This window comes from Pseudoalteromonas ostreae (genome assembly GCF_018069805.1).
Taxonomy (GTDB): domain Bacteria; phylum Pseudomonadota; class Gammaproteobacteria; order Enterobacterales; family Alteromonadaceae; genus Pseudoalteromonas; species Pseudoalteromonas ostreae.
The window spans coordinates 1-1171 of the sequence record NZ_JAGPYN010000061.1 but is presented as its reverse complement, the minus strand read 5'-3'; the positions used below and the strand labels follow the sequence as shown (position 1 = coordinate 1171).

Sequence of the window (1171 nt, the reverse complement as noted above, 5' to 3'; positions counted from 1 at the left end):
AAGACCCGTTTGGGTTGTATGGTTAAGTGACTAAGCGTACACGGTGGATGCCTTGGCAGTTGGAGGCGATGAAGGACGTATTAACTTGCGATAAGCCTAGTCAAGCTAGTAAAAAGCACTTGAGACTAGGATTTCCGAATGGGGAAACCCACCTGCTTGCAGGTATCGTTAACTGAATACATAGGTTAACGAGGCGAACGCGGAGAACTGAAACATCTAAGTACCCGTAGGAAAAGAAATCAACCGAGATTCCGAAAGTAGCGGCGAGCGAAATCGGAACAGCCCTTAAGCTTAATTGGTGTTAATGGAAGGCTCTGGAAAGTGCCACGATACAGGGTGATAGTCCCGTACATGAAAATCCCTTTTAAGTGAAATCGAGTAGGTCGGAGCACGTGAAACTTTGACTGAATATAGGTGGACCATCATCTAAGGCTAAATACTCCCAACTGACCGATAGTGAACCAGTACCGTGAGGGAAAGGCGAAAAGAACCCCTGTGAGGGGAGTGAAATAGAACCTGAAACCGTGTACGTACAAGCAGTAGGAGCAGACTTGTTCTGTGACTGCGTACCTTTTGTATAATGGGTCAGCGACTTATATTTTGTAGCGAGGTTAACCGAATAGGGTAGCCGTAGGGAAACCGAGTCTTAACTGGGCGACTAGTTGCAAGGTATAGACCCGAAACCCGGTGATCTAGCCATGGGCAGGTTGAAGGTTGAGTAACATCAACTGGAGGACCGAACCCACTAACGTTGAAAAGTTAGGGGATGACCTGTGGCTAGGAGTGAAAGGCTAATCAAACCGGGAGATAGCTGGTTCTCCCCGAAATCTATTTAGGTAGAGCCTCGGACGAATACTTACGGGGGTAGAGCACTGTTAAGGCTAGGGGGTCATCCCGACTTACCAACCCTTTGCAAACTCCGAATACCGTAAAGTACTATCCGGGAGACACACGGCGGGTGCTAACGTCCGTCGTGAAGAGGGAAACAACCCAGACCGCCAGCTAAGGTCCCAAAGTCATAGTTAAGTGGGAAACGATGTGGAAAGGCCCAGACAGCCAGGAGGTTGGCTTAGAAGCAGCCATCCTTTAAAGAAAGCGTAATAGCTCACTGGTCGAGTCGGTCTGCGCGGAAGATGTAACGGGGCTAAACTATGCACCGAAGCTGCGGATT

Annotated in this window: 1 rRNA gene; it reads left to right on the top strand. The window is 48.8% G+C overall.

Going from position 1 to position 1171, the window contains the following annotated elements:
* Positions 1-20: 20 nt before the first annotated feature.
* Positions 21-1171 (top strand): 23S ribosomal RNA (locus tag J7338_RS20490); the annotation flags it as partial.